Origin of the sequence: Pseudoduganella sp. (assembly GCF_041914865.1) — a bacterium.
GTDB lineage: Bacteria > Pseudomonadota > Gammaproteobacteria > Burkholderiales > Burkholderiaceae_D > Rugamonas.
On record NZ_JAYSCO010000084.1, the window covers coordinates 1 to 20,318 of the forward strand.

The window sequence follows — 20,318 nt, forward strand, 5'->3', positions numbered from 1 at the left end:
CCACGTCGAGCGCCTGCAGGCGGCGCTCGGCCAGGCGCTGGCCGTGTTCGCGGCTCGCGTAGGCGTAGGCGCCGGGTACGTCGCGCGCGGTGAGGGCCAGGCCTTTGTCTTCGGCGCCGCCGGCGCTGGCGGGGCGCTGGCCCAGGGTGCGGTAGTCCCAGCTTTGCAGCGCCACTTCGCCGGTCAGCAGGCTGGCTTGCTGGCGCCAGCGGTCCATGCTGTCTTCGCGCATCACTGCGCCGGGCTGGGTGAAGCGTACGCTGGCCTGGGTGTTGGGCTGGAAGGCGCCGTTATGGTCGGCGATCACCAGCACGTGGCCGTCGTCGCGGTGCTCGTAGTAGTAGAACAGGCCTTCTTCGGCCATCAGGCGCTCGGCAAAGGCCCAGTCGCTTTCCTGGTATTGCGTGCACAGGCTGCGCTTGGGGTAGGCGGCGCGGTCGGCCAGATCGAAGCGCCATTCGGGCACCAGGGCGCCCTGGCCTTGCCAGCTGCCCAGCACCGCGTCGAGGATGTCGCAGACCGACATGTCCTGGAATACGCGGCTGTCGCGGTTGTGCGCGAGGAAGGCGGTCCAGGGCTCGACCCGCACGCTGTAGCGCGCAAATCCACCATTCGATGCATTCAGCTCGATGGCCGTGATGTGGCCGTGGAAGGGGCGCAGTGCCTGCGGCCCGGCGGCCGTCACCAGCTCCAGCAGGGCGGGCTGGCCGATCAGCGATTTGAGCGGAATGGCGGCGTCGGTGGAGAGTGTGCTGATGTCGAAAACGAACGGTTTGCCAATTGCTTCTTCACCGCGCACGCACTCCACTATCAGGGGCGCGCAAGTCGTCAGGCGCAGCAGGCGCGTGTCTTGGGTGAGGCGATCCAGCATGTGATTGTTTTTTCGATAATCATACGGATCGACATTACAGCCTAGAAATAGTTTCTCGGCAATAGTGATTTCAATCGTGCGCACCCTTTCACACAAACTAGCAGTTCGCTATCTACCTACCCGCCACTCGTGCGCGGAGATTGGACGAGAGGATATTGTCCTTTTCCAGCACACGGCCGGCGCTGACGGCGTCCGCCCATTCACGGGTGGTCGCAACGGCGGCGAAGTTGGAGTGGAACACCACGCTGAAGGCGCAGTGGATCTCTTCCGCCGAGGCGCGGCCGGCCGCGTTCTCATAGGGCAGGGAGCCGGTGGCGTCCGACAGCACTTCCACCGCCAGACCCAGATGCCAGGCCTCCAGGATGGTGGAGGCATTGCAGTTGTGCGTCATGTAGCCAGCGATCGTCACGGTATCGATGGCGTTTTCCTTCAGCCACTGCGCCAGGCCGGTCCCGGTGAAGCTGCTGGCCAGCTTTTTATTGATGTGCAGGTCGGCGCCCAGCGCCGCGACTTGCGGGTGCAACTGCCAGCCGTCGGAGCCGACGGCAAACACCGGCGCCTCGGCGGGCGTGTCGTGCTGCACCACGACCACCGGTACGCCGCTCTCGCGTGCCGTCTTCATGGCCTGCACGATGTTCGGCAGCGACTGCGCGGTAGGCGGGTATTCGATCGGCAGCTTGCCGGTGAAGTATTCGTTCTGGACGTCGATGACAATCAGTGCGCGGCGTGGCATGGTGTGCTCCTTTGTGGTGGTTGATGGACGCCATTCTGCGGCCGCGCCGTCCGGCGCGACAGTGGCCCGAGGGACGATATTCGATATAATCGGGCCATGCGCAAAAAAGTGGCCATCATTGCCTTCGACGGCATTACTCCTTTCCACCTGTCGGTGCCATGCCTGGTATTTGGCGGCCCGCACGCCGACACCATGTTCGACGTCACGGTCTGCGCCGCCGAGCGCGGGCCGATGCGCACCACGGCGGGTTTCGACATCGCCGCCCGCAAAAGCCTGCGCGCGCTGGCCGGGGCCGATATCGTCATCATACCGACCTGGCACGACGACTGCCGCCCCTCGCCGCCGGCCTTGCTGCAGGCCTTGCGGCGCGCGCACGCCCAGGGCGCCATGATTGTCGGCCTGTGCCTGGGCGCCTTCCCGGTGGCCGAGGCGGGCTTGCTCGATGGCCGCACCGTCACCACGCATTGGGCCTTCGCGGCGCAGTTGGCGGCGCGCTGCCCGCAAGTGAGGGTCGACGAGGAGGTGCTGTATGTGGATGAGGGCGACGTCCTGACGTCCGCCGGCGCGGCGGCCAGCCTGGATTGCTCGCTTTACCTGCTGCGCAAGCTGGCCGGGGCCGATTACGCCAATATGGTGGCGCGCCGCCTGCTGGTGGCGCCGCACCGGGAGGGCGGGCAGGCGCAGTTCATCGAACGCCCGCTGCCGGTGTCGGGCAGCGATTGCCGCCTGTCGGCGGTATTGGCATGGGTGCAGCACCGGCTGGCCGAAGAGCACAGCCTGGATGCGCTGGCGCAGCGCGCCGCCATGAGCCGGCGCAATTTCACGCGCCACTTCCGGCAGGCCACCGGCACCTCGTTCAAGCAATGGCTGCTGAACCAGCGCCTGGCGCACGCCCAGCGTCTATTGGAAAAGAGCGATGCTCCGATCGAGGTCGTCGCCCAGCAGGCGGGGTTCGGCACGGCGATCTCACTGCGGCAGCACTTCCGTGCCGCCTTCCAGCAAACGCCCAGCGCTTACCGGCGCCTGTTCTTGTGAGCGCGTTTCCGGTACCAGATGTAAAAACTGGTCAGGAACAGCATGGCCAGGCAGGCCCCGCCGATGAAGACCAGGAGTCGCCCGGCCAGCCCGAACGCATGCCCGTTATGCAAAGGGTACTGCCAGCGCATGATGTGGTCGCCGGTTGAATAACCGGCGGGCGAGCTTTCATGCAGGATCTTGCCGCTGGCCGGGTCGAGCAGCAGTTCGATGGCCCCGCTGCGGCCGTCGTTCATCTCGCCGGGTGCCATCAGTTCCACCACATAAGGCTTGCCGGGGCCTGGCGGCGGGCGCACATTGGCCAGCCGGTCGCCCGGGCGATGTGCCGCCGCCAGCGCCGCCGCCTGGCCGGGCGTGAGGCCGCCCGTGCCCGCAGCGACCGGCGGCGCGCGCCAGGCCTGGAGCGGGAATGCCTTCCCAACTGCAGCTTCCATGAAGGATGGCTTGAGCATGTAAATGCCAGTGAAGGAGGTGGCGGCGACCAGTGGCAGCAGCCAGAAACCGGCCACCTTGTGCAGGTCGAGGTAGCGCCGCAGCGGGTTGGCGCCCCAGTTGATGCGGAACCAGCCTGCCGGATGCCAGCCCTTCGGCTGCCACAGGATCGGTCCCGATACCGCCAGCAGCAGGCAGCCAATGGTGGCCGCCAGCAGGATCAGCACGCCCGGTTCGCCCAGGTAAAGGTCGGCGTGCAGCCTTTTCAGCACCTGCAGCACAGTCTCGTCCAGCCCGCGCTGGCCCAGCACCCTGGCCGCGTGCATGTCGACGAACACCTGGCGCAAGGTGGCTGCCTGGCCGGGCGCCGGGGTGCTGCGGAAGAGCAGGATGTAGGCGGCGCCGGCGGGCGCCGGATAGCGCACCGCCAGCAGTTGCCAGTCCGGACCGACCGCGTCCTGCGCCTGCCGCACAACCGTGTCCAGTGCTGCGGCCGGCGCCTGCTGGCGTGCCGGATGCAGCTGCGGATGGAGCAGGGCATCCAGCTCCTCCTCGAAGACAATGGCGCAGCCGGTCAGCGCCTCCAGCAGCAGGAAGGCGCCCAGGAACAGGCCAATATAGCGGTGCAGCAGCACCAGCAGGCGGCGCGGCCCCTTCATTTTCAGAAGGTGTTACGGTAGCGCAGGGAGAAGGTGCGCGGCGCGCCCGGCGTCACCAGGTCAAGGTCCTGCGCGTCCTCCACGTAGCGGCGGTTGCCCACGTTGCGCAGGGAGGCCTGCAGGCTGCCGTTGCGGCTGACGTTGTAGCGCAGGCCCGCGTCCCACACCAGCGAAGACGGCACATGGTAGTTGTTGCGCAGGTCGGCGTAGCGCTCGCCCACATAGGTCATGCCGAGCGAAGCCGCCAGGCCGGGGCCGAAGCTGTAGTCGCCCCATACGCGCGCGCTGCGGGTCGGCGAATTGCGCAGGCGGTTGCCCACCTTGAACAGGTTGTCGCTGCTGATTTTGGCGCGCAGGAAGCTGGCGGCGGCGGCCAGTTTCAGCTGCGGCGACACGCGGCCGGACAGCTCCAGCTCAATGCCTTTGGCGCGCTGCTCGCCGGTCTGCACGCTGAATCCCGGATGGTCGATATCGCGCGTGGTGATGTTCGTCTTGCGCAGGTCGAACAGGGCGGCGGCCCAGGACAGGCCTGCTGCCAGTTCACCCTTGGCACCCAGTTCGAACTGCTCGCCCTGCGCCGGTTCGAACACCTGGCCGCTGAAGCTGCGGCCAACGTTTGCCTCGAACGATTCGCTGTAGCTGCCGTAGATGGAGAGCGCGGGGCTGAACGCGTACATCGCCGCGGCGCTCGGGCTGGTGTGCGATTTGCGCTGCGAATAATCGCCGCGCGCGTCTTCCAGCCGGTCGTGGCGCAGGCCGGCCAGTATGCTCCAGGCGCCGAACTGCATCTGGTCCTGCAGGTAGATGCCGTGTGCGCGGGTGTCGCCGCTGTCCGGACTCAGCACGCGCGTGTCGAAGAAGGTCTTGCCGCGCAGGGCTGGCTGGTACAGGTCGACCGGCGCGATATCGGCGCGCTCGCCGTCCCAGTTGCGGATGATGCGCGACAGGCGGTCCACGCCGGCCAGCAGCTTGTGCTGCACCGGGCCGGTCTGCAGCTTGCCGGCCGCTTCCAGGCGCACCGTGGTCGAGGTCTGGTCGAGGAAGTAGGGCAGGGAGGTGCGGGTGACGATCTCCTTGCCGCGCTGCGGGTCGATAGCCAGGCCCCAGCTGTCGACCTGGTAGACGGCGCGCTCCAGCTGGCCCACCAGGAAGTCGGCGCGCAATTGCCAGTCGCCGTCCAGGTCATGGCGCAGGTGCGCCGCCAGCAGCTTGCTGCGGCTGTACCAGTTGGCGTCCGTCTCGCCGTAGAAAGCGCGCGGGTCGAGCCGGGTGGCGCTGCCGATGGTCTTGCCGTCCACCGCGGGCAGGCCGCTGTCGGGCACCACGTCGATGCGCGTGTACTCGTAATTCAGGTCCAGCGTGGTGGCGGGCGACAGGATGAAGGCCAGGGCCGGTGCGAACAGGCGCGAATCGCCGTCCACATGGTCGCGGAAGCTCTCAATGCGCTTGGCTTCCGCATTGAAGCGGAACAGCACCTTCTTGCCGCTGTCGATGGCGCCGGTGGCGTCCACCGCCGCTTCCAGCTGGCCCCAGCGGTCGGCCAGGGCGCTGACTTCCACGCGCGAAGTGGCCTGCGGCTTCTTGGTCACCAGGTTGACCAGGCCGCCCGGCGCGAGTTTGCCGTATTGCAGCGAACCCGGGCCGCGCAGCACTTCCACCTGTTCGATGTTTTGCAGCGACACTTCCTGCTGGCGGTCGAAGCGCATGCCGTCGCGCAGGTAGTTGTTGACGTTGTCCACCATGAAGCCGCGCATGAAGAAGTTCTGGTAGGTCTGGCTGGCGGCGCCGGAGACCACGCCCGGCACGTTGGACAGCACCTGGTCGAGGTTGCGCGCTTCCTGTTCGCGGATCAGGGCGGCATCGACGATGGTGCCTGCTTGCGGCGTCTCGGCCAGGGTGGCGCCGAGGCGGTTGGATTGTGCCGCCGGCGCGCGCTGGGCGACGACGGATACGGACGGCAGCACCGCGTCCTGGGCGGACGCGGCGGCTGGGACAAGCGCCAATACTGCCAGCGCAAACGGGATGGGCTTCAAATGCATACTGCTTTCCTTCGCTGAATAAACTGGTGAAGGCTGGCAGTAAGGCTGGCTATCTTTTCCGGGGAGGCGGAATGATAAGCCAGTATTGCAATTAAATCTACTTCACCCCGTGCATATCAGGCAGCGTATGCGCAATGCCCTTGTGGCAGTCGATACAGGTCTTCTCGCCGCTGGCCAGCTGGGTCGAGTGGGCATCCACCGCGCGCTTGCTCTGGCGCGTGAAGTCCATCGACTCGAACTGGTGGCAGTTGCGGCATTCGAGCGAGTTGTTGGCTTTCAGCCGGCGCCATTCGTTGTTGGCCAGCTGCAGGCGGTGCGCCTCGAACTTCTCGCGCGTATCGATGGTGCCGAACACCTTGCCCCATACTTCTTTGGACGCCTGCATCTTGCGCGCGATCTTGCTGGTCCACTCGTGCGGCACGTGGCAGTCGGAACATTTCGCGCGCACGCCGCTGCGGTTGGAGAAGTGGATGGTGCGCTGCAGCTCGGGGTAGACGTTGTCGCGCATTTCATGGCAGCCGGTGCAGAACTTTTCGGTGTTGGTGGCTTCCATGGCGGTGTTGAAGCCGCCCCAGAACACCACGCCCGCCACGAAGGAGCCGATCACCAGGAAGCCAAGGCTCAGGTGCACGGCCGGCCGGCGCAGCGTTCCCCAGTACGATTTGATGAGTTTTAGCATGGCGGCTCCCGGCTTATTTTTTCTTGGCCGGCGCGGCTGGCGCGGCATTCAGCATGGTGTCCACGTCCTTGAACTGGTTGGTCACCAAGGGTTCCAGGTTCGCTTGCGGCACGTGGCATTGCAGGCAGAAGTAGCGGCGCGGCGACAGCTCGGCCAGGAAGTTGCCGTCCCGGTTCTGGAAGTGCGTGACGCTGATCATCGGCGCCTGGCTTTCCTGGGTGCGGGTGCGGGCGTGGCACATCATGCAGCGGTTCGCACTCTTGTCGATCTGGTAGTTCTCGATCTTGTGCGGGATGATCGGCGGCTGCATGGCGTAGTTGCGCTGCCGCTTCACGTCGCTGTTGTCCGGGTTGACCAGCGCCGGCGGCTTGGTGGTGTCCGCCAGCGGCGTCGGGCCGCGCATATTGTCCAGCGCGCGCGGCGCCGCCTGCCCTTGGGCGAAGACGGACAGCGGCAGCAGCAGGGCGAGAATCAGGGCGAATTTTTTCATGGTCGGTTCCTCCTATACCTTGCGGATGCTGACGGCGCACTTCTTGAAGTCGGTCTGCAAGGAGATGGGGCAGGTGGCGTCCAGCGTCACCTTGTTAATCAGCTGGCTGGCGTCGAAGAACGGGATGAAGACCAGCCCGCGCGGCGGCCGGTTACGCCCGCGCGTCTCGACCCGGCTCTGGATGGCGCCGCGCCGCGACTTGACTTCGACCAGGTCGCCGCGCCGGGCGCCGAGCGCCTTGGCGTCTTCCGGATGCATGAAGCAGACCGCATTCGGCACCGCGCGGTACAGCTCGGGCACGCGGCGCGTCATGGTGCCGGTGTGCCAGTGCTCCAGCACGCGGCCGGTGGACAGCCAGAACGGATATTCCTTGTCCGGTGCTTCGGCCGGTTTCTCGTAGGGCAGCGCGAAGATCACCGCCTTGCCGTCCGGGTGGCCGTAGAAGCGCACGCCTTCGCCCTTCTTCACGTAAGGGTCCAGGCCCTCGCGGTAGCGCCAGCGCGTCTCCTTGCCGTCCACCACCGGCCAGCGCAGGCCGCGCTCCTTGTGGTAGGTGTCGAATGGTGCCAGGTCGTGGCCGTGGCCGCGCCCGAATTCGGCGTATTCCTCGAACAGGCCTTTCTGCAGGTAGAAGCCGAAGGCCTTGGCTTCGTCGTTCTGGTAACCGGCCTCGATCTGCGCCACCGGGAACCTGTCGACCTGCCCGTTGCGGAACAACACGTCGTACAGGGTCTTGCCCTTGTAGGCCGGCATGGCCGCCAGCAGCGGCGCCGGCCACACTTCCTCCATCTTGAAGCGCTTGGAGAATTCCACCAGCTGCCACAGGTCGGAGCGGGCCTCGCCCGGCGCGCTCACCAGCTGGTGCCAGAACTGGGTGCGGCGCTCGGCGTTGCCGTAGGCGCCTTCCTTCTCCACCCACATGGCGGTCGGCAGGATCAGGTCGGCCGCCGTGGTGCTGGCGGTCGGGTAAGGGTCGGACACCACCACGAAAGCGTTCGGGTTGCGGAAGCCCGGCAGGATCTCGCCCATCACGTTCGGACCGGCCTGCATATTGTTGTTGCACATGACCCAGTAGGCGCCCAGCTTGCCGTCCTTCAGGGCGCGGCTTTGCGCCACGGCGTGCAGGCCCGGCTTGTCCGGGATGGTGCCGGGCGGCAGCTTCCAGATTTTCTCGGCGATCTCGCGGTGCTTGGGATTGGCCACCAGCATATCGGCCGGCAGGCGGTGCGAGAAGGTGCCCACCTCGCGCGCGGTGCCGCAGGCCGACGGCTGGCCGGTCAGCGAGAACGGGCTGTTGCCCGGCTCCGAGATCTTGCCCGTCAACAGGTGGATGTTGTACAGCAGGTTGCTGCACCAGGTGCCGCGCGTATGCTGGTTGAAGCCCATCGTGAAGAAGGACATGACCTTGGTCTTCGGGTCGGCATACAGCTGCGCCAGGCGTTCCAGGCGGTCGCGCGACACGCCGCTCAGCTTCGCCACCGAGTCGACGTCGTAGGCGCTGACGAACTTGGCGAATTCCTCGAAGGTGCTGGGCTTGCTGCCGCCGGCGTCGGCGGCGTGCGTGGCGGCCTTCTGCAGCGGATTGTCGGGGCGCAGGCCGTAGCCGATGTCGGTATTGCCGACCACGAAACGCGTGTGCTTGTTGACGAAGTCCTTGTTCACACGGTTGTTCTTGATGATGTAGTTGGCGATGTAGTTCAGGATCGCCAGGTCGGTCTGCGGCGTGAACACGATCGGCTGGTCGGCCAGCTCGAAGCTGCGGTGCTCATAGGTCGACAGCACGGCCACTTTGACGTGCGGGTGCGACAGGCGGCGGTCGGTGATGCGGGTCCACAGGATCGGGTGCATCTCGGCCATGTTGGAGCCCCACAGCACGAAGGCGTCGGCCGCTTCGATATCGTCGTAGCAGCCCATTGGCTCGTCCATGCCGAAGGTGCGCATGAAGCCCGCCACGGCGGACGCCATGCAGTGGCGCGCGTTCGGGTCCAGGTTGTTGGAGCGGAAACCGGCCTTCATCAGCTTGGCGGCGGCATAGCCTTCCCAGATGGTCCATTGGCCGGAGCCGAACATGCCCACGCCGGCCGGGCCTTTTTCGTTGAGCGCCTTCTTGAACTGTTTGGCCATCTCGTCGAAGGCGGCGTTCCACGACACCGGCTGGAATTCGCCGTCCTTGGCGTATTTGCCGTTTTTCATGCGCATCAGGGGCTGGGTCAGGCGGTCGGCCCCGTACATGATCTTGGACAGGAAGTAGCCCTTCACGCAGTTCACGCCGCGATTGACTTCGGCGTTGATGTCGCCGTGGGTGGCGACTACGCGGCCATCCTTGACGCCCACATTGACGCCGCAGCCCACGCCGCAGAAGCGGCACGGGGCCTTGTTCCAGGTCAGCTGGGTCCGGGCGGCGTCGGTGACGACGTTGGAGGCGGCGGCCGGCAGGCTGATGCCGGCGGTGGCGGCTGCCGTCATGGCGGCAGTCTGGGTGATGAATTCGCGGCGTGTGTTTTTCATGGCATTTCCTCGTCCATTGCGGTGGCGGGTTCGGCATGTTGGTAAACCAGGGCGACGTTCAGGACGCCGGGCAGGGCGCGGATCGCGTCCATGGCGTCGAGCGTGCGCGGGGCGCTTTCCGCTTCCAGCGTGACCACCATGCGGCCGTCCTCTTCGACGGCATGCACGATGGCGTGCGGCAGCAGTGCCAGCTGGGCGCGGATGTCCGCGGTCTGGGCGGGCCGGGCGTGGACTATGACGCCGGCGATGTGGATCTCTGCGGCCATCGTCATGCTCCCGGCGGACGGCCGCTCAGCAGCTGGTACATCCAGACGATGAAGCCGTACCCGCCCACGGTGGCCACGGCCAGGATCGGCGCCAGCACCACAGTCATGAACAGGAAGACCTTCAGTTCTTGCGCCTTGGTCGGCGCGGGTTCTTTGTTTTCCATATTGATCACCATTGTATGGTTACAAACACTGGGTAAAAAATGACGTAGATCAACTATTTCGGGGCAGTGTTGCGCGGCCGCAGTTCGAGCACGATACCGCTGGTGCCGGGGGCGACGGCGCTGGCCTGGCCTTCCAGGTCGCCCGCCTGCGGCGTTGCGCTGCCGCTGGCGGACAGGCGGGCCCCGACCACCAGCCTCGGGGTGTCGGCCAGCCTGGTGCCCGCCGCCAGCACATGGCTGTCGTCCAGGGCGAAGGCCAGCGGCAGGCCGTTGGCCTGGCGCCGCACGGCCGCCAGCGGCATGGGCGGGCCGTCGGCGGCGCGCGCATAGACGAACAGGGTCTGGCCCGGCGCCGGTGCCGGCGTGCCCGGCGCCAGGCGGATGGTGCCCGACAGCACGGCCACGGCGGCCGGCAAGCCTTGCCGCGCGCGCGCCTCGGCGATGCCGGCGCGGGTCGAGTTGGCGAATTCGGAATCGCCCGGGATCTGGGCCAGCACCGCCGTCCAGCGCTGCTCGGCGCGCGCGAAATCGCCTTTGGCAAAAGCCGCGCTGCCGGCCAGGGCCAATGCTTTCGGCTGCTGCGGGTCGATCGCCAGCGCACGTTCGATCAGGCGCTCCGGTTCGCCATCGAGCTTGCCGTCCTGCGCCGTGCCCAGGGCGTCGGCATAGTCGGCCAGCACGCCGGCGTCCTGCGGCAGCCTTTGCGCCAGGTGGGCGTAGGCTTTGGCGGAATCGGCGTAGCGGCTCATGGCGGCGTAGGAGCGCGCCAGCATATGCCAGCCCTCGATATTGTCCGGCTCATTGCGCAGGCGTTGCGCCAGGCCTTCCACCATGGCGGGGATATCCGCTTCGGTCGGGCCGTGGTCGGTCGGGGTGGCGGCCGCCTGCAGCAATTCGGGCGGCATGGCCAGCACGTCGGGGCGGCCCACCTGCAGGTAGAGGGCGGCGGCGGCGGCCGGCAGGCCCAGGGCCAGCAGCAGCGCCAGGCGCGGTTGCTGGCGCACCAGCACGGACGGCGCCGCGCCGACGCTGGCGGCGGGCGCCGCTTCGCGTGCGGCCACGGCCTTGCGCGTCAGCAGCGGCGGGACCACGCAGGCCAGCGCCAGGGCGGCCATCAGCGCGATCACGATGACGAATGTGCTCATGCTTTTTTCCTCCAGAAACCGCGCAGCGCGGCCACGCCGGCGGCCAGCAGCAGTGCGGGGCCGAACCACAGCAGGGCGGTGCTGCTGTTGAGCGGCGGCTCGTACAGCACGAAGTCGCCGTAGCGCTGCACCATGAACTCTACCACCTGCTGCTCGCTGCGGCCCTGCGCGAGCTGCTGGTGGATCTGGGCGCGCAGGTCGAGCGCCAGCGGCGCATGCGAGTCGGCCAGGCTCTGGTTCTGGCACACCAGGCAGCGCAGCTCTTCGGCCAGGGCCATGGTGCGCGCTTCCAGCGCCGTTGCAGCGTTGGCGCTTGCTTCGTTCTTAGCCATTGGCGAGCTCCTTCACCATGCGTGCCACGCGCGCGCGCGCGTCGGGCGAGGACAGGGGGCCGATATGTTTCATGCGGATGATCCCATGCTGGTCGATGACAAACGTCTCCGGCACGCCGTACACGCCGAAATCGATGCCGATGCGGCCGTCGTGGTCGAACGCGACCTGGCGGTAGGGGTTGCCCTGCTCGCGCAGCCAGCGCAGGGCGTCGTCGCGCTGGTCCTTGTAATTGAGGCCGATCACGGGCGCGCGCACGGCGCGCGACAGGTCCATCAGATCCTTATGCTCGATGCGGCAGCCCTCGCACCAGGAGGCCCACACGTTCAGCACCCAGACGCTGCCCTTCAGGTTGGCTGGCGAGACCGTGCCGGACGGGTCGTCCAGGCGCTGCGCCGAGAACTGCGGCACCGGCTTGCCGATCAGCGGCGAAGGCAGCTCGCGCGGGTTGCGCTGCAGGCCGGCCGCCAGAAAGCCGAGCAGCACGATGAACAGGGCCGCGGGGATGATGAAGCGTTTCATGGCGCCTCCTGCGCAAGCTGTGCCGCGCCAGCCGCCGGCAGGGCCGCGCCGTCCAGCGCTGCGGTTGGCGCGGCCGCCGCGTGCCGCGCCGCTACCCGGCCGGGCGCCGTGCGGTAGCGCCGGTCCAGCGCAGCCAGGAAACCGCCCAGCGCGAACAGCAGGCAGCCGCCCCAGATCCAGCCGACGAAGGGCTTGACCTGGATGCGCAGCAGCCAGCGCCCGTCGCCGGTGGCATCGCCCAGCGACACGTACAGGTCGCGCAGCAGGCTGCGGTCGATGGCGGCCTCGGTCATGGTGTCCTGCGCCACCTTATAGCGGCGCTGTTCCGGCAGCAGCACGGCAACGGCCTGGCCGCCGCCGGCACCGGCACGCGTGACGGCGACGCTGGCGCGCAGCGCGGTGTAGTTCGGGCCGCGCACGTCCTCCAGCTTTTGCAAGGTAAAGCTGTAGTCGCCCAGCGTGGCCTGCTGGCCGGGCGCCAGCACCACGTCCTGTACCTGCTCATGCCCCTTGACCATGGTCACGCCGATGACGAACACCGCCAGCCCGGCGTGCGCCGCCAGCATGCCCCACCAGGCGCGCGGCTGGCGCGCCAGCTTGCCGCGCTGCTGCAGGAACTGCGCGGCGGTGCCGAGCAGGATCCAGGCCGCCAGCAGCAGGCTCAGGGCCACCATCGGCGAACTGCGCAGCAGCAGCGCCAGGCCGCCCGCCGCGCCCAGCGCCAGGGCCGCCGGCCAGCGCAGGCGCCGTGCCAGCTGCGCCAGCGTGCCGTGGCGCCAGCCGGCGAACGGCCCGGCGGCCACCAGCAGCAGCACCGGCAGCATCATCGGTACGAACACTTTTTCAAAATACGGCGGACCGACCGAGATCTTGCCCGCGCCCAGCGCATCGAGCAGCAGCGGGTACAGCGTGCCAAGCAGCACGGTGCCGGTGGCCGCCAGCATCAGCACGTTCTGCAGCAGCAGCAGCGATTCGCGCGACAGCGGCGCGAACGTGGTGCGCTGGCGCAGGCGCGGCGCGCGCCAGGCATACAGCAGCAGCGAGCCGCCCACCACCACCGCCAGGTAGGCCAGGATGAAGGCGCCACGGCGCGGGTCGGTGGCAAAGGCATGCACCGACGTCAGCACGCCCGAACGCACCAGGAAGGTTCCCAGCAGCGACAGCGAGAACGCCAGGATGGCCAGCAGCGCCGTCCAGCTGCGGAAGGTGCCGCGCTTTTCCGTCACGACCAGGGAATGCAGCAGCGCCGTGCCGACCAGCCAGGGCATGAAGGACGCGTTCTCCACCGCGTCCCAGAACCACCAGCCGCCCCAGCCCAATTCGTAATAGGCCCAGAAGCTGCCCATGGCAATACCCAGCGTCAGGAAGCTCCACGCCGCCAGCGCCCACGGGCGCGACCAGCGCGCCCACGCGGCGTCGAGCCGCCCGCCCAGCAGGGCCGCGATGGCGAAGGCGAACGTCACCGAGAAGCCGACATAGCCCATATACAGCAGCGGCGGGTGCGCGATCATGCCGGCATCCTGCAGCAGCGGGTTCAGGTCGTTGCCGTCCGGCGCCGCCGGTATCATACGCATGAAGGGGTTGGAGGTGAGCAGCAGGAACAGCAGGAAGCCGAGCGCCACCAGGCCCAGCACGCCCAGCAGGCGCGCCTGCACCTCGCGCGGCAGCTGCCGCGACAGGAGGGCGGCGGCGAAGGTCCAGGCCGACAACAGCCAGGTCCACAGCAGCAGCGACCCCTCATGGCCGCCCCAGGCCGCGCTCAGGCGGTACTGCCACGGCAGCAGCGAATTGGAATGCTGCGCCACATAGCGCAGCGAAAAATCGTTGGCGTACAGGCTGTAGAACAGGCAGCCGAAAGCCAGCGTGCTGAACATGAACTGGCCTGCCGCCGCCGGGCGCGCCAGCGCCATCCAGCGGATATCGCCGCGCTGGGCGCCGGCCAGCGGCAGCGTGCCTTGCACCGCCGCCAGCAGCAGGGCCAGCACCAGCGCGAAATTCCCCGCCTCGCCGATCATGGTGCGCCTTTCAGCGAAGCCGGCGCGCGGCCTTGCTCCAGCGCGTGCGCCGCTTCCGCCGGCATATAGTTCTCATCGTGCTTGGCCAGCACCTCCTGCGCCAGGAACAGCGCCCCTTCGCCCAGGCGCCCTTGCGCCACCGCGCCCTTGCCCTCCTTGAACAGGTCGGGCAGGGTGCCCTGGTAATGCACCGGCACCTTCTGCACCTTGTCGGTGATGACGAAGCTCACCGTCAAGCCGTCGGCCAGGCGCTTGACGCTGCCTTCCTCGACCAGCCCGCCGATGCGGAAAATGCTCTGGCGCGGCGCGCTGCCGGCCGCCACCTGCGAAGGCGTGTAGAAGAAAACCAGGTTGTCGTTGAAGGCATTCAGCACCAGCGCCACAGCCACGCCGCAGGCGGCCAGGCTGGCGCCGACCAGTGCCAGTCGTTGATGGCGCGCTTTCATTCCTGTTCCACCTTTCGCTCGCGCAGGCGCAGCGCCCACACTTCCAGTGCCATGGCGGCGAACACCACGCCGAAAGAGCCCCAGACATAGCCGGCATAGCCGCCCATGGCCAGGAAGTCCTGCAAACTGTTCCAGTTCATTTTGTCCTCCTGCGCAGCCAGGCCGCATTGCCGTGCCGCTCCAGCACGATGCAACGCGCGCGCCGCAGCGCCACCGCAATCGCGTAACACCAGAATGCCGCCACCATCAGCAGCATGGCCGTGAACATGTCTGGCGCCATGCTGGGCGCCTTGCCGAGCGTGACGGACGGCCCCTGGTGCAGCGTGTTCCACCAGTAGACCGAGAAATAGATGATCGGGATATTCACTGCGCCGACGATGGCCAGCACCGCCGCGGCGCGGTCGGCGCGGCGCGGGTCGGCGATGGAGGCGTGCAGGCCCATGTAGCCGAGGTAAAGGAACAGCAGGATCAGCTCCGACGTCAGGCGCGCATCCCACACCCACCAGGCGCCCCAGGTCGGCTTGCCCCACAGGGCTCCGGTCCACAGGGCCAGGAAAGTGAACAGGGCGCCGGTCGGCGCCAGCGCGCTGGCCATGATGGAGGACACGCCGGTATGGTAGGACAGGCCGATGGCCGACCAGCCGGCCATGGCCAGGTAGACCAGCATCGACATCCAGGCCGCCGGCACGTGCACGAAGATGATGCGGTAAGCGTCGCCCTGCTGGAAGTCGGTCGGCGCGAACAGCATGCCAAGCGCGAGCCCGGCCAGGCCGGCCAGCACGCCGAGCGCGGTGAACCAGGGAATCAGGCGCCCGGCCAGGTGGTAGAAATTGCGCGGTGAAGCAAAAGTGAACACCGAGAAGCGGCGCCGGGCGCCGTTTGCGGTGGAATAATACGGTCGAATCATGCGATCTCCGTCCTACTCGTGCGCAATCCGCAGTGCAGCGGCGGCAGCCCAGGGCGTGGCGGCCAGCGATGCGGCGAGCAGGGCGCCCAGCAACATCAGGTGGGGCGCACTGCCGGTACCATCGCCGGCCGCTACCACTGCGGAGCTGCCGAGAATTAGTAAGGGAATATACAGGGGCATCAGAATTAGTGCAACGAGCACACTTCCACCGCGCGCGCCCAATGCCAGCGCCGCGCCGATGCTGCCCAACAGGCTGAGGACCGGTGTGCCAAGAAGTAGTCCCGCGCACAATACCGACAGTGAGGCAGCATCCAGGCCATACTGCAAGGCGACCAGCGGCGCCAGCACCAGCAGGGGCAGGCCGGAAGTGAGCCAGTGCGCCAGCACCTTGGCCAGCACCAGCAGTTCGAGCGGTTGCGCCGACAGCAGCAGCTGCTCCAGCGAGCCGTCGGCATAATCGTCGGCGAACAGGCGCTGCAGGCCAAGCAGCGATGCCAGCAGGGCCGCCACCCAGACGATGCCTGGCGCCACGCTGCGCAGCAGTTTGCCATCGGCCCCGATGGCCAGCGGGAAGAGCGAGGTCGTGACCAGGAAAAAAGCCAGCGGCATCAGCGCGTCGCTGCGGCGGCGCATGGCCAGCAGCAGGTCGCGCCGCAGCAGGCGGCCAGCGGCGTTCAGCACGGCGCCCCCAGCTGCAGGCGGCGCACCCCGGGCAACGCCGGTTCCTGGTGCGTGGTCAGAACCAGCATGCCGCCGCGCGCGCAATGCGCCTGCAGGATGGCGCCCACTTGCGCAGCGGCCTCCTGGTCGAGCGAGGCGATCGGTTCGTCGAGGATCCACAAAGGACGCTGCGGCGCCAGCAGCAGGCGCGCCAGCGCCACGCGTTTGCGCTGGCCCTGCGACAGCAGGCGCACCGGCCGCTGCGCCTCGGCCGCCAGGCCGATCGCCGCCAGCGCCTGTTGCGCTTCGGCGCGCGTGCAGTGGCTGCCGGGCAGGGCGCCCAGCGCCAGGTTTTCCCAGGCCAGCAAATCCGGCTTCAAGCCGTCCGCATGGCCGATGTGCAGCAGTTCGGCATGGAATTGGGGCCGCGTGGCGAGGATGGCTTGCCCGTGCCAGAAGACGCTGCCGCGGTCGGGACGCGCCAGGCCGCACAGCATGCGCAGCAGCGTCGTCTTGCCGCTGCCATTGCGGCCCTGGACCCAGAGGGCTTCTCCAGCTTGCAGCTTGAAATTAACGCCCGCAAACAAGGTGCTGCGGCCGCGGCGGCAAGTGAGCTGCTGGCACGACAATCCCATCTATCCCCTTTCTTGAAAGTGGTCATATGGTAGCATCGCCATATTCGCTTGCCGCGGGCGAATTGGCAAATCTATAATCTAGATCATGTTTGCTCGAAATTTTGCCTCCGCGCTGGCCCTGTGCCAGCTTGCCCTGCCTTCCCCCGCCTTAGCCGCCGACAGTGAAGAGCCCAAACGCCGCAGCCTGGCCGCCCATGTCGCGCGCGCGCCCATGGCGCTGGCGCTGGATGGCCGCCTGGACGACGCGGCCTGGGAACAGGCGCCCGCCAACACGCGCTTCTTCCAGTACCAGCCGGAGGACGGGCGCGACGCCCCCGACCATTTGCGCACCACGGTCAAGGTGCTGCTGGACCAGGACGCGCTGGTGTTCGGCGTGCGCGCCTGGAACCGCGATCCGGCGACCCTGAACGGCACCCTGGCGCGGCGCGACAAGGTAGACCGCGACCAGGACTTCATCGGCGTCTGGATCGATCCCAGCGGACATGGCCGCTCGGCGCAGTTCGTGCGCGTCAACGTGGCGGGCGTGCTGAGCGACGGCATATACCGCGCCGACGAGGATGAACTCGACGTCGGCCCCGACTATCCGGTGGAGAGCGCGGTGCACCACCTGCCCGATGGCTATTCGATGGAGATCCGCTGGCCGCTGTCCGGCCTGCGCTTCCCCTATGGCGAAGGCAAGCCCTGGCTGGTGCGCGTCGAACGCAGCGTGCCGCATGCCGACGGCACCTTGCTCCTGAGCGCTCCGCTGAAGAAGGAATCGCTGCACTTCATCGCCGAGATGGATGAACTGGAAGGCGTGGGCAAGATCCTGCCCGAAGTGCAGGACAAGCCCTATTGGGAGCTGCGCCCCGAGGTCACGCACCGCATCCGTGACCACTACGGCAAAGGCAGCAGCCAGACCAGCGTCGGCCTCGACATCAGCGCCCGCCCGCGCGCCGACTGGGTGTTCAACGCCACCCTCAACCCCGACTTCTCGCAGGTGGAGATCGACGCCCCCACCAGCAACGGCACCAGCCAGGTCGCCTTAAGCCTGCCGGAAAAGCGCCCCTTCTTCCTGGAGAGCGCCGACGTGCTGGGCATGCGCCTGCCGTCGTTCTACTCGCGCACCATCGCCGAACCGCGCTGGGGCATGCGCGCCACCTGGCGCGGCGCCGCCGCCGACGCCACTGCCTTGAGCCTGAGCGACCGCGCCGGCGGCGTCGTCATGCGCGGCGCGCCCTATGGCACCGAAGAAGCGGTGAACGCCGGCGACAGCACCGCGACCCTGCTGCGCGCCCGCCGCCACGGCGAAGAAGTGGTGGCCGGTGCTTTCCTTTCCGACCGCGACTACGGCAAGGGCGGGCGCAACACCGTGCTTGGCGTGGACGGCCAGTGGCGCCTGCCGGCCGACGGCAGCAGCCATACCCAGTTGCTGTGGACCGCCATGGCCTCGCGCACCACCGCCCAGTTCGACGACGAGGGCCGCGCCCACGCCAGCGCCGCGCGCAACAGCGGCTATGGCTACGGCCGCCTGAACTACAGCTCGGACGACTGGTTCAACATCGCCCAGCTGGAAGTCATCGGCAGCAACTTCGCCAACGACAACGGCTTCGTACCGCAGGCCGGCATCATCAAAGGCGACCTGGAACTGAACCGGCGCATGGGCGCGCGCAAGTTCGGGCCGGTGGAAGCTTACGAAAGCGAGCTGCATCTCGGCCTGCGCGAAACGCGCACGCTGTCGCACGAAGTGGTGGAGCGCTGGGTGCGGCCCGGCATCTGGCTGTTCGCCGGGCGACAGACCCGCTTCTGGGCCAATGCCGGCTTCGACCAGCAGCGCGCCCACAAAGGCGGCCGCCTGCACCGCGTGCACGCAGCGCACATGGGCATTGAAAGTTCGCCCTCATCGCGCTTCGTCAAGCTGGAAGGCGAGCTGACCCTGGGCCGCCAGCTCGACACCGAAGCCGACGCCGTGGGCAAAGGCGGCAACGTCGAACTGGAAGCCAGCCTGCGCTTCCCGCTGCCGGGCGGCTGGGCCCTGGAATCGGACCACCGCTGGAACCGCGCCTGGGTCAAGCACGAGCGGTTGCAAGACTTCAGCGACAGCGGCTGGCGCTGGGTCGGCACGCTGCACGCCACCCCGCGCGACGCCCTGCGCGTGATCGTGCAGAACACCTCCGCCCAGCGGCAGGACCGCATGCCGCAGCTGATCGAACCGGAAGACGCGCACTACCGCCACCGTTCTGTGCTCTACAAACGCACCACCCGCCACGACCGCATCGTCTCGCTCGGCGCCACCACCGACGCCAACGGCGCCCTCCCTGGCGCCAGCAAAGGGGTAACGCTCAAAGTCCAGTGGGGTATCTGATAGAAAAAATGGGGACGTAAAAAAATGGGGACGTACCCCATTTTCCGCTTTGCGGAAAATAGGGTACGTCCCCATTTTTTTCCGTCCCCATTTTTTTCCTAGCCGCGCGTCTTGCGCTGCTTGTCGAGGTACATCGCGCGGTCGGCCTTGGCCAGTACTTCGGCGACTGAGCTGCCGTCGCCGGGGAAGCAGGCGTCGCCGATGCTGGCGGTGACGCGCAAGGATTTACCTTCCCAGTGCATGGGCTGGCCGATCCGCATCGAAAGCGCCAGGCGCAGGCTGTGCAGGCGGTCCGTATTGCAATAGGCGAGCGGGATCGCAATCACGAATTCATCGCCACCCAGGCGCGCCACCAGGTCTTCGCTGCGGATCAGGCCGCTCATCCTGCGCGCCACTTCCACCAGCACCGCATCGCCCGCCGCATGGCCATGCTCGTCATTGATCGGCTTGAAACCGTCCAGGTCGATGAACAGCAGGCCGACGCTGTTGCCGCCCAGCGTGGCGTTGGCGCACAGTTCCTGGATGCGGCGCTCGAAACGCAGGCGGTTGGGCAGCCCGGTCAGGTGGTCGTGCTCGGAGATGTGCTGCGAATGGCGCTGCTCGTTGCCGGCCGCCTCCAGGTCCTTGCGCAGCACGTGCTTGAGCCGGAAGGCCTGGCGCGAGAACTTCTCGCGCGCCAGCATCGACAGTATCCCGATCAGGTTGGTGCTAATCAGAAAGAACATGATCGCCACCAGGGCGCTGCTTTCGGGCCGCAGGTGCAGCTGCTGCACGCCGACGGCAATCACGGCATAGCACGCTGTGAGCGCCATGCCGAGCAGGCTGGCCGCCAGCGGCGTGACATAGGTCCAGGTATAGAGGGCGGTGGTGACCAGGGTCAGGCCGGCGTAATAGTGGGTCCATGCCGCCTCGCCCGGGACGGAGGTGGCGATGATGGCCTCCACGCCGACGCCCCACAGGGCGTACAGGCCCAGGGTCAGTGCGTTGTAGTGGCGCTCGAACCACAGCCGGTCCTGCCAGGCGCGCAGCAGGCAGCCCAGTGTTGCCAGCAGCACCACGGTGCGCACCGCCCAGGCCAGGCCAAGGGAGCCCGGCAGGGCCCAGATATCGAGCACGCCAAAGCAGACATACAACAGCATGCACAGGAGGGAGGCCTGGCTGAAGGAGCGAAATTTCGCCGGCACGATGTCCTGCTGATAGCTCGCCTCCAGCGCCGCAGGAAAACTATCGGCCGCCGGCGCCGCAGGACTGCGTGCCGAAAGAAGTTGGGTAGGTAAAGAGATAGTGCGCACAGCCGATTCCTTATTGGAATGGTGGGCGAAGTCTAGGCCGGGATCAGGAAAGTGCGCAGGGATAAGGCGCAAGTGTTGATGCAGTATAGCAATTCGGGGTCAGGTCTGACAATCGGACATTTATTGCACGCAGTGCAATAAATGTC

21 protein-coding genes are annotated in these 20,318 nt (G+C 67.4%); 2 read left to right on the forward strand and 19 right to left on the reverse strand.

The features are described from left to right. Both ACE3TQ_RS25080 and ACE3TQ_RS25085 read right to left on the reverse strand, forming a co-directional pair. Positions 1-871 (reverse strand): type VI secretion system Vgr family protein (locus ACE3TQ_RS25080; protein ID WP_374586161.1); only part of this gene is annotated, 871 nt, incomplete at its 3' end. Positions 872-983: 112 nt separating this feature from the next. After that, a complete protein-coding gene (locus ACE3TQ_RS25085) occupies positions 984-1,604 on the reverse strand; it encodes a cysteine hydrolase family protein (protein WP_374586163.1) in 621 nt (206 codons plus the stop codon). A gap of 96 nt (positions 1,605-1,700) precedes the next feature. Here ACE3TQ_RS25085 and ACE3TQ_RS25090 point away from each other — a divergent pair, with 96 nt between their 5' ends. After that, positions 1,701-2,639 (forward strand): GlxA family transcriptional regulator, encoded by a 939-nt coding sequence (locus tag ACE3TQ_RS25090; protein WP_374586164.1) that lies wholly within the window; start codon positions 1,701-1,703, stop codon positions 2,637-2,639. Here ACE3TQ_RS25090 and ACE3TQ_RS25095 read toward each other — a convergent pair. The 16 genes from ACE3TQ_RS25095 to ccmA all read right to left on the reverse strand — a co-directional run bounded on the left by ACE3TQ_RS25095 (position 2,618) and on the right by ccmA (position 16,536). Further along, positions 2,618-3,730 (reverse strand): PepSY-associated TM helix domain-containing protein, encoded by a 1,113-nt coding sequence (locus tag ACE3TQ_RS25095; RefSeq protein ID WP_374586166.1) that lies wholly within the window; start codon positions 3,728-3,730, stop codon positions 2,618-2,620. The two genes, ACE3TQ_RS25090 and ACE3TQ_RS25095, sit on opposite strands and share 22 nt — an antisense overlap. A gap of 2 nt (positions 3,731-3,732) precedes the next feature. Beyond that, complete coding sequence (locus tag ACE3TQ_RS25100) at positions 3,733-5,769, reverse strand: TonB-dependent siderophore receptor (protein WP_374586168.1); 2,037 nt, start codon at positions 5,767-5,769, stop codon at positions 3,733-3,735. A gap of 97 nt (positions 5,770-5,866) precedes the next feature. Then, complete coding sequence (locus ACE3TQ_RS25105; RefSeq protein WP_374586170.1) at positions 5,867-6,448, reverse strand: cytochrome c3 family protein; 582 nt, start codon at positions 6,446-6,448, stop codon at positions 5,867-5,869. 13 nt (positions 6,449-6,461) lie between these two features. Next, entirely contained in the window at positions 6,462-6,938 is a 477-nt protein-coding gene (locus ACE3TQ_RS25110; protein ID WP_374586172.1) for a nitrate reductase cytochrome c-type subunit, read from the reverse strand. A gap of 12 nt (positions 6,939-6,950) precedes the next feature. Further along, positions 6,951-9,446: a periplasmic nitrate reductase subunit alpha gene (gene napA, locus ACE3TQ_RS25115; RefSeq protein ID WP_374586174.1), complete on the reverse strand. Its 2,496-nt coding sequence runs from the start codon at positions 9,444-9,446 to the stop codon at positions 6,951-6,953. Next, positions 9,443-9,712 carry a chaperone NapD gene (locus ACE3TQ_RS25120; RefSeq protein ID WP_374586176.1) on the reverse strand — a complete coding sequence of 90 codons (270 nt, stop codon included), beginning with the start codon at positions 9,710-9,712 and terminating at the stop codon, positions 9,443-9,445. Before ACE3TQ_RS25120 ends, napA begins: the two co-directional genes overlap by 4 nt. A 2-nt stretch (positions 9,713-9,714) precedes the next feature. Further along, positions 9,715-9,876 carry a periplasmic nitrate reductase, NapE protein gene (gene napE, locus ACE3TQ_RS25125; RefSeq protein WP_374586178.1) on the reverse strand — a complete coding sequence of 54 codons (162 nt, stop codon included), beginning with the start codon at positions 9,874-9,876 and terminating at the stop codon, positions 9,715-9,717. 53 nt (positions 9,877-9,929) lie between these two features. Continuing rightward, on the reverse strand, positions 9,930-11,021 hold the full coding sequence (locus ACE3TQ_RS25130) for a tetratricopeptide repeat protein (RefSeq protein WP_374586180.1): 1,092 nt from the start codon (positions 11,019-11,021) through the stop codon (positions 9,930-9,932). Next, positions 11,018-11,353, reverse strand: coding sequence for a cytochrome c-type biogenesis protein (locus ACE3TQ_RS25135; RefSeq protein WP_374586182.1), 336 nt, complete (start codon positions 11,351-11,353; stop codon positions 11,018-11,020). The genes ACE3TQ_RS25130 and ACE3TQ_RS25135 overlap by 4 nt, the downstream gene beginning before the upstream one ends. Next, on the reverse strand, positions 11,346-11,873 hold the full coding sequence (locus ACE3TQ_RS25140; protein WP_374586184.1) for a DsbE family thiol:disulfide interchange protein: 528 nt from the start codon (positions 11,871-11,873) through the stop codon (positions 11,346-11,348). Before ACE3TQ_RS25140 ends, ACE3TQ_RS25135 begins: the two co-directional genes overlap by 8 nt. Then, entirely contained in the window at positions 11,870-13,888 is a 2,019-nt protein-coding gene (locus ACE3TQ_RS25145) for a heme lyase CcmF/NrfE family subunit (protein WP_374586186.1), read from the reverse strand. The genes ACE3TQ_RS25140 and ACE3TQ_RS25145 overlap by 4 nt, the downstream gene beginning before the upstream one ends. Next, positions 13,885-14,334: a cytochrome c maturation protein CcmE gene (gene ccmE / locus ACE3TQ_RS25150; protein WP_374586188.1), complete on the reverse strand. Its 450-nt coding sequence runs from the start codon at positions 14,332-14,334 to the stop codon at positions 13,885-13,887. The genes ACE3TQ_RS25145 and ccmE overlap by 4 nt, the downstream gene beginning before the upstream one ends. Beyond that, the gene (ccmD, locus tag ACE3TQ_RS25155; RefSeq protein WP_374586190.1) at positions 14,331-14,474 is read right to left on the reverse strand and encodes a heme exporter protein CcmD; all 144 of its coding nucleotides are present in this window, start codon (positions 14,472-14,474) and stop codon (positions 14,331-14,333) included. Before ccmD ends, ccmE begins: the two co-directional genes overlap by 4 nt. Beyond that, a complete protein-coding gene (locus ACE3TQ_RS25160) occupies positions 14,471-15,241 on the reverse strand; it encodes a heme ABC transporter permease (RefSeq protein ID WP_374586192.1) in 771 nt (256 codons plus the stop codon). Before ACE3TQ_RS25160 ends, ccmD begins: the two co-directional genes overlap by 4 nt. A gap of 12 nt (positions 15,242-15,253) precedes the next feature. Further along, the gene (ccmB, locus tag ACE3TQ_RS25165; RefSeq protein ID WP_374586194.1) at positions 15,254-15,922 is read right to left on the reverse strand and encodes a heme exporter protein CcmB; all 669 of its coding nucleotides are present in this window, start codon (positions 15,920-15,922) and stop codon (positions 15,254-15,256) included. Beyond that, the gene (gene ccmA, locus ACE3TQ_RS25170) at positions 15,916-16,536 is read right to left on the reverse strand and encodes a cytochrome c biogenesis heme-transporting ATPase CcmA (protein WP_374586196.1); all 621 of its coding nucleotides are present in this window, start codon (positions 16,534-16,536) and stop codon (positions 15,916-15,918) included. The genes ccmB and ccmA overlap by 7 nt, the downstream gene beginning before the upstream one ends. Positions 16,537-16,621: 85 nt before the next feature. On the opposite strand from ccmA, the gene ACE3TQ_RS25175 reads away from it, so the two are divergent. Then, entirely contained in the window at positions 16,622-18,880 is a 2,259-nt protein-coding gene (locus ACE3TQ_RS25175; RefSeq protein WP_374586198.1) for a DUF5916 domain-containing protein, read from the forward strand. A gap of 98 nt (positions 18,881-18,978) precedes the next feature. Here ACE3TQ_RS25175 and ACE3TQ_RS25180 read toward each other — a convergent pair whose 3' ends face one another. Further along, a complete protein-coding gene (locus ACE3TQ_RS25180; protein WP_374586200.1) occupies positions 18,979-20,064 on the reverse strand; it encodes a diguanylate cyclase in 1,086 nt (361 codons plus the stop codon). Between the last annotated feature and the right edge of the window lie 254 nt (positions 20,065-20,318).